Source organism: Actinophytocola sp., assembly GCF_050699915.1.
Lineage (GTDB): Bacteria > Actinomycetota > Actinomycetes > Mycobacteriales > Pseudonocardiaceae > Actinophytocola.
The window spans coordinates 1-7465 of sequence record NZ_JBOHGA010000270.1; the positions used below are offsets into that span (position 1 = coordinate 1).

Genomic DNA, 7465 nt, shown 5'->3' on the forward strand with positions numbered 1-7465 from the left:
CGCCGGGCCCGGCACCGCGGCCGCGCCGGCGGCCGACGCGCCCGGCCCCGATCCGGTACCCCGCCAGCTCCCGGCCGACGTGCCGACGTTCACCGGGCGGGAGGCGGAGGTCAAGGCACTGGAGTCGGTCATCGCCACCGACTCGGAGGGTCGCGCGACCACCGTCGTGATCTCGGCGATCGCCGGCACGGCCGGCGTGGGCAAGACGTCGCTCGCGGTGCACTGGGCCCACCGGGTCGCCGACCGGTTCCCCGACGGGCAGCTGTACCTGAACCTGCGCGGGTTCGACCCGGGTGGAGCCGCCGTGAGCCCGGCGGAGGCGGTCCGCGCGATCCTCGACGCGCTGCACGTCCCGGCGTCGCGCATCCCGGTCACCCTGCAGGCGCAGGTCGGCCTGTACCGCAGTCTGCTCGCCGACCGCCGGATGCTGATCGTGCTGGACAACGCCCGCGACACCGACCAGGTGCGGCCGCTGTTGCCCGGCGCCTCCCGCAGCCTGGTCCTGGTGACCAGCCGGCACAGCCTGTCCGGTCTGGTCGCGGGCGAGGGCGCGCACCTGCTGACGCTGGACCTGCTGTCCCGGGACGAGGCCCGCCGGTTCCTGGCCGGCCGGCTCGGCCTGGACCGGGTGTCGGCCGAACGCGAGGCGGTCGACGAGATCATCGACGGCTGCGCCCGGCTGCCGCTGGCCCTGGCCGTGGTGGCCGCCCGCGCGGCCACGCACCCCGACTTCCCGCTGCACACGCTCGCCCGGGAGCTGCGGGCGACCCGCGACCGGCTCGACGCGCTCATCGGTGACGAGGCGACAACGGACATCCGGGCCGTGTTCTCGTGGTCGTACCTGTCGCTGCGAGCGGAGACCGCGCGGCTGTTCCGGTTGCTCGGCCTGCATCCCGGCCCCGACGTCACCGCGCACGCGGCGGCCGGCCTGCTGGGCGTCCCCATGCGCCGGGCACGCCAGCTGCTCGGCGAGCTGACGCGCGCCAACCTGGTGGCCGAGCACCTGCCGGGCCGCTACCGCTCCCACGACCTGCTGCGCGCCTACGCCACCGAGCTCGCGTTCGGCGTCGACGACGAGGACGACCGGCGGGCCGCGCTGCTCCGGATGCTCGACCACTACGCGCATGCCGCGCACGCCGCCGCGCTGCTGATCAACCCGAGCCGCGACCCGGTCCCGCTGCCCGCGGCGGCGCCCGGCGTGACCCGCCACGACCTCGCCGACACCCACGACGCGCAGTCGTGGTTCGGCGCCGAGTATCGCGTGCTGCTGGCGGCCATGCGGCACGCCGACGGGTTCGACCGCCACGTCGTCCTGCTGGGGTGGGCGCTCGCGGACTTCCTCGACCGGCAGGGCCACTGGGACGACCAGGCGCCCGCGCAGGAGATGGCGGTGCGGGCCGCGCAGCGCCTCGGTGACGTGGCCGGGCAGGCGTTCGCCGAGCGCAGCAGGGCTCGCGCCCACGCGCGGCTCGGCCGCTACGACCAGGCGCTCACCCACTTCGAGCTCGCGCTGCGCCTGTTCGCCGAGACCGGCGACCTGACCGGTCAGGCCTACACCCATCGCGGGCTGAGCTTCATCCTCTGGCGCCAGGACCGCAACCGCGAGGCGCTGCGGCACGCACAGCTCGCCTACGACTTCTACGAGGCCGCCGGCCACCGGGCGGGACAGGCGCACGCGCTCAACAACATCGGCTGGTGTCACGCCCTGCTCGGCGACCAGCGCCAGGGAGTCGACTACTGCGAGCGGTCCCTGGCGCTGCATCGCGAGCTCGGCGACCAGCACGGCCAGGCGGCGACCCTGGACAGCCTCGGCTACGCGCACCGTCTCCTCGGCGAGTACGACCGCGCGCTGGACAGCTACCGGCAGGCGGCCGCGCTGTACCAGGAGATCGGTGACCGCTACTACGAGGCGCAGGCCGTGATCGGGCTCGGCGACGTCCACCGCGACGCCGGCGACGCCGACGCCGCGCGCCAGACGTGGCAGACGGCGCTGGAGATGCTGGACGAGCTCGGCCACTACGACGCCGACGACGTCCGGCTCCGGCTGTCCGAACCGAAACCGGCGCGCTGACGGGCCTCAGAACCGCCAGCGCGTCGCGCCGGGCGGCGGTCCGGTGCCGCCGACGCCGAATACGGTGTGGACGTTCAGGACGTACAGGTGCCAGGGCGGGGGTCCGGCGCTCGGGGCGCTGTACGGGGCGGTGAACGCGTCGCCGGCCACCTCGGCCGGCCAGCCCTGGTCGCGGTAGTGCGCGGCCAGTCGCTCCAGCGTCGCCGGGTCGGTGACCCTGGCCGCCTCGCCCTCGACGACGACGTCCATCCCGGGCAGGCTCGCGGAGATCGTGCAGGCCGGGTTCGCCGCCAGGTTGCGCGACTTGCGGGTGTCCGGACCGCTGACGAAGTAGAGGTCGCCGTCGCGCCACAGGGCGCCGACGCCCGCCGCGTGCGGGCGGCCGTCGGACCCGATAGTGCTCAGGAAGGACGTGCCGCCGGCCGGGCCGGCAGCTAGGGCCTCGACGGCCCGGTTCCAGTCCAGGACCGGCGCGCCGTAGCGGTCCAGGTTGGTCACCTCGGCGGGCGTTCGATCGGCCATGACGCACCCTAGCGCCGCTGTTAGCATGCAGCCCACTCCGATCGCCGGCGTCTAGGGGGACGGGTGCACACAGCGGCGGCGGGCCAGGTCACCCGGCACGCCGACAACATCGAAGCCGTGCGCGCGCGGTTCGCGGCCGTGCACGATGCCAGTGCGGCCATCAGCCGGGACGAGGACACCTACGGGCTGCTGTGCCGGTGGATCACCGACAACTTCCGGTCCAAGCACGTGCGCCAGGACGAGCTGGTCGCCTACGTCGAGGAGAACCTCCGGCGCATCGGCGAGTCGTTGCGTGACGCCGCCGAGGCGCCGGCACCGCCGCTGGACCCGGTACGCCTGGCCGCCCGCCCGATCCTGACCGCGCCGGTCGACGTCCCGGCCGTGGTGCGCTTCGGCTGGGCGCTGGTGGACGCCGAACCGCTGCGTGACGTGCTCGACGAGCTCACCGGCAAGCCGCTCGTCATCGCGGCGCACGCGGAGACCTGGCAGAACATCGCCGTCGAGCTGTGGGCCATGGCCGAGGAGCTCGAGGACATCGTCGAGTACGACATCCCCGACTGGCACGGCGACGCGGCCGAGGACCACCGGCGCCTGATGGGCCACAACGTCGAGGCGGTCAAGGGCCTCAGCTCCGTGTCGGCGGCGCTGGCGGAGATCACCGAGAGCGTGGGCATCCTCGTCGCGCAGACGAGGCGGATCGTGCGCGACCTCGTCATCGACCTGATGGCGCTCACCGCACCGCTCCCGGTGCCCACGGCGCCGACCGAGGGCACCTTCGCGCGCTGGGCGTGCCGCATCGCCGTGTACGCGGTGGCGCTGGACACCACGCTGACCCACCTCGAGAACCGCCTGAACGGCTAGGGCACGTTTGGCGCTCAGCAGTAGTGGTGTGCCCATTCCGGCTCGTGCCACCAGAAGCGGTCGTCGTGGGTGTGCGTGGCCGCGACCGCGCGAGTGGCGAGCGCGGGAACGGCGCGGGCGCGGGTGGCGAACGGCGCCATCAGGTCGTCGACGGTGTGCGGCTTGCCGCCGACCATGACCATCCGGACCGCGGCCGCGGCGCGGATGTCGGCCAGCGGGTCACCGTCCACGAAGGACAGATCGGCGTGGGCGCCGCGGCGCACCACGCCGAGCTTGCCGTCGAGGCCGAGCCGGCGCGCGGGGTTGCGGGTCGCGGTGGTGAGCGCCTCGTACGGGGTGAAGCCGAAGCGGACCTTCGCCCGGAGGTTGGCGTGCAGCGACACCGCGGGGTTGTCCAGCGGCGCGTCGGTGCCCGCGATGACGAACCCGCCGCCGCGATGGATGCGCAGCACCATGTCGACGTTCGCGGCGAGCATCGCCAGGGTGACCGCGTTCGCCGGGGTCTGGGCCGCGTCGGCCTTCGCCACGTACAGGTCGTACTCCCAGCTCGGGAACAGCGTCCGCGTCCGCTCGTCCTCGACCAGCGACCGGTCGTTATCGTAGATCGCGGACGAGTTGAACAGCGTCGGCGTGATCGACATCCCCGAGCGCACGAACAGCGTGACCGCGTCCGCGTACGCGCGACCCAGCCGGGACACCGTGTGCGAGTAGCCCAGCCGGTTCGTCGCGCCCGTGTGCTCCATCCCGTCCATGCCGATCGCCTCGGCCGGGTACAGGTAGTGCGACGAGAGCGGCATCCCCGCCCGGTGCGCGGCGGCGACGACCCGCCGCTGGTAGGACACGGGCAGCCGGACGTAGGTCTTGATCAGGTCGTAGCCCAGCGCACGGGCCCGCTCCAGCTCGAGTGCCAGCTGCTCGAGCGAACGGGTCGGACGCATGAAGTTGTAGTAGACCCGCGAACCGTCGATCGCCTCGCCCGTGCCGAACAGGCGGGGACCGACCCGCGCCCCGGACTCGAGCGCCTCGCGTGTCTCGGTGAGCTGGTAGGCCGGGTCGCCGGGTGAGCGGGTCGTGGTGATGCCGTAGGTCAGCCAGAGCCGGCCCTGCCGGTCGCCCCACTGCCGGCCGCGCAGATGCCAGTGCACGTGCGAGTCGACGAGGCCGGGCATGACGGTCAGGTCCCGCGCGTCCACTGTGTACGGTCGGTTTCCCTGCGGCAGCACGTCGACGATCCGGCCGTCGTCGAGCACGATGTCCACCGACTCGCGCAGCCGCTCGGACCGGCCGTCCCACAGCGCCCCCGCGCGGATCACGTCGTGCCGGTGGACGCGCGCAGGCCGCCAGCGCAGCGACAGCGGGACGTCCCGGGGCGCACCGCCGCCGATGCCGACCGACCGCAGCCTGCCGTTGTGCAGGTACAGCAACCGGTCCGTGCCCAGCCAGGACAGCGAGTCGGTGACCTCGCGGGTGACCCGGCGGCCCGGGCCGGTGGGCCGGCCGCGCGGGTCGACCGGGACGACCCAGGCGCACGACTCGACGACGAACGCCAGGTGCCGCCCGTCGGGCGACCACACCGGACCGTCGTCACCGCGGGTGGCGATCGACGCGTGCGGGTCGTCCGGCAGCGGCTCGGTGTAGGTGAGGGTGCCGCTGTCGAGGTCGATCGTCAGCACCTGGCTCGTGCCCTCGCGGAACCGCTTCGAGTACGGCTTGACCGCGGCCAGCGCGAGGGTGCGGCCGTCCGGCGACCACGTCGGCCGCCCTGGCATGAACAGTGTGGACGTCAGCTGGGTCGGCGTGCCGGTGGCGAGGTCGACCACCCAGACGATGCCGTCCTGGTCCGTGCAGGCGATCCGGTCGCCGTCCGGGGAGAACCGCGGCGCGAGCTGTGCGCCGGGCAGTCCCGTAACCCGCTGCTCGGACCCCGAGGCCAGGTCGCGCAACCACAGGTCGGCGTCGCCGGCGCGGTCCGACGTGTACACGATGGACCGGCCGTCCGGCGAGAAGTCCGGGTCGGAGTTGAAGTAGCCGTCGTCGACGAGCCGCTCCGGGGTGCGCTCGCCGACGCGGAGCAACCAGATCGAGCCGAGCGCGCGGAAGGCGACCCGGGTGCCTTCCGGAGATGCGACGGGCGAGGCGATGCCGAGAGCCTGTCGGTCCCGTGTGGACTCGAGGTCGCGCACCGCCTGGCGGTACTTCGGCCGGGGAGCGACGGGGACGGCGGCGGCGAACGGGACGACCGTGGCCACGCCGTCGAGCGTGCGGCGCTTGAGCTGGCCGTCCGCGGTGTAGAGCAGCTCCGTCGCCGACAGCCAGGTCGGCGGGAAGATGAACACGTCCTCGTCCTCGGCGCTGACCACCCGGTCCCCGACGACGAGCTCGGTCGTCGCGCCGGTCAGGCGCACGTAGGAGAGCGTGGCGCCGTCCGGCGTGAACGCCGGGCCGAACAGGGTCGCGCCCTCGGGCGCGGTCACGGCCCGGGTGGTCGCGCCGGTGGCCAGGTCGAGCACGTCGATCGCGGTGCCGTCCACGGTGTAGGCGAGCCGGCGGCCGTCCGGCGACCACACCGGCATCGCCTCCTCCGCGGCGGTGTCCACGCGCGAGGTGATCGTCCCGGTGGCGACGTCGAGGGTGAACACGCCGTAGCTGCCGGCGTTGCCGCGGTCGGACGCGAACACGATCGACGAGCCGTCCGGGGCGAACCGCGGCTCGCGGTGGTCGAACGGGCCGTCGGTCAGCTGCCGCAGGCCCGAGCCGTCCGGCCGGACCGTCCACAGGTGGTAGTTGCCGTCGCGGTAGGCCTGGAAGACCAGCCGCCGCCCGTCCGGCGCCCACGACGGGCGCGTGGCGTCGGTGTCGTCCCCGGTGAGCCGCCGGGCCGGGCCGCCGGCGATCGGTACCGTCCAGATCGCGGTGACGAGGTCGAACGCGACGAACCTGCCGTCGGCCGACACGTCGGCGGAGATGTTGGTGCCCTCGCCGAGCCGGACGAACCCGTCCGCGCCGTCCGCGCCGGCCGTGCTCGCCGCGGCGGTGCCCGCGGTGAGGGTGCCAGTGCCGAGCGTCGCGGCTCCGGCGATGACTCCGGCCGTACGGAGAACCTCTCGGCGCGTGAGCTCGGACTCGTGCATGTGCCCTCCCCGACCAGACACCTCGCTGCGCGGCCACTCGCCCGGAAATTGTCGCATCGTTGGCAAGTTCCTCACCGTTCTCGAACGTTCGCCGGGGCAGTATCAGGCAGGAGGTTTGACACGGGGTACTCGATCGGTGACCGAACGAGAGACCAGGGACGGGCGAGACGATGAGCGGACCACGGCCGGGAGCGGTGCTGACCGGGCGGTACCGGCTGCTCGACGTGATCGGCCGCGGCGGCATGGGCGAGGTGTGGCGGGCCACCGACGAATCGCTCAACCGGGACGTGGCGATCAAGACGCTCGCCGTCGGTACGACGCGGACGCGGGCCATCAGCGAGCGGTTCCGCCACGAGGCGCTGGCCGTCGCCCAGCTGAACCAGCGGCGCGTCGCCGCCGTGTACGACTACCTCGAGGTCGACGGGCACTCCTACATCGTGATGGAGCTGCTCGACGGCGAGAGCCTCTCCCAAGCGCTGAACCGCAAGCGGATCCTGCCGGCGGCCGAGGCGGCGGAAATCGTCACGCAGGCCGCGGAGGGTTTGCAGGCCGCGCACGACGCCGGCATCGCCCACCGCGACATCAAGCCGGCCAACATCATGCTCACCGCGCACGGCGTGAAGCTGCTCGACTTCGGGCTGGCCGCAACCGCCTGGAACGCCGGGCTGACCAGCACCGGAACGTTCGTCGGCACGCTGTCCTACATCTCCCCCGAGCGCACCGCGGGCGATCCGGGCGGCCCCACCGGCGACATCTACGGACTCGGCGTCGTGCTGTACGAGGCCCTCGCCGGGCATCCGCCGTTCCAGGCGGACAACCCGCTCGCGCTCATCCACGCGCAGGCCGCGGGCGAGCCCGCGCCGCTGCCGGTGGGCACCCC

At 73.6% G+C, this 7465-nt stretch carries 5 protein-coding genes; 3 read left to right on the forward strand and 2 right to left on the reverse strand.

The window, feature by feature from the left end; all coding sequences use genetic code 11:
• On the forward strand, positions 1–2071 hold a 2071-nt coding region (locus tag ACRDSK_RS29755), incomplete at its 5' end, for a tetratricopeptide repeat protein (RefSeq protein WP_431444678.1).
• Between the two features lie 6 nt (positions 2072–2077).
• Here the strand turns inward: ACRDSK_RS29755 and ACRDSK_RS29760 are convergent.
• On the reverse strand, positions 2078–2593 hold the full coding sequence (locus tag ACRDSK_RS29760) for a pyridoxamine 5'-phosphate oxidase family protein (RefSeq protein ID WP_431444679.1): 516 nt from the start codon (positions 2591–2593) through the stop codon (positions 2078–2080).
• Between the two features lie 63 nt (positions 2594–2656).
• Between ACRDSK_RS29760 and ACRDSK_RS29765 the strand changes: the two genes are divergently transcribed.
• Positions 2657–3454 carry a hypothetical protein gene (locus ACRDSK_RS29765; RefSeq protein WP_431444680.1) on the forward strand — a complete coding sequence of 266 codons (798 nt, stop codon included), beginning with the start codon at positions 2657–2659 and terminating at the stop codon, positions 3452–3454.
• 14 nt (positions 3455–3468) lie between these two features.
• Here the strand turns inward: ACRDSK_RS29765 and ACRDSK_RS29770 are convergent, their stop codons facing one another.
• Positions 3469–6585, reverse strand: a complete 3117-nt coding sequence (locus tag ACRDSK_RS29770; protein ID WP_431444681.1) for an amidohydrolase family protein — start codon at positions 6583–6585, stop codon at positions 3469–3471.
• 170 nt (positions 6586–6755) lie between these two features.
• Between ACRDSK_RS29770 and ACRDSK_RS29775 the strand changes: the two genes are divergently transcribed.
• Positions 6756–7465, forward strand: a 710-nt coding sequence (locus tag ACRDSK_RS29775) for a serine/threonine-protein kinase (protein WP_431444682.1), incomplete at its 3' end; no start/stop codon positions are given.

What these genes read in the sequence shown, in the direction of transcription:
- ACRDSK_RS29760 (WP_431444679.1), bottom strand. Translation starts at nt 2,593, where the DNA reads ATGGCCGATCGAACGCCCGCCGAGGTGACCAACCTGGACCGCTACGGC.
- ACRDSK_RS29770 (WP_431444681.1), bottom strand. Translation starts at nt 6,585, where the DNA reads ATGCACGAGTCCGAGCTCACGCGCCGAGAGGTTCTCCGTACGGCCGGA.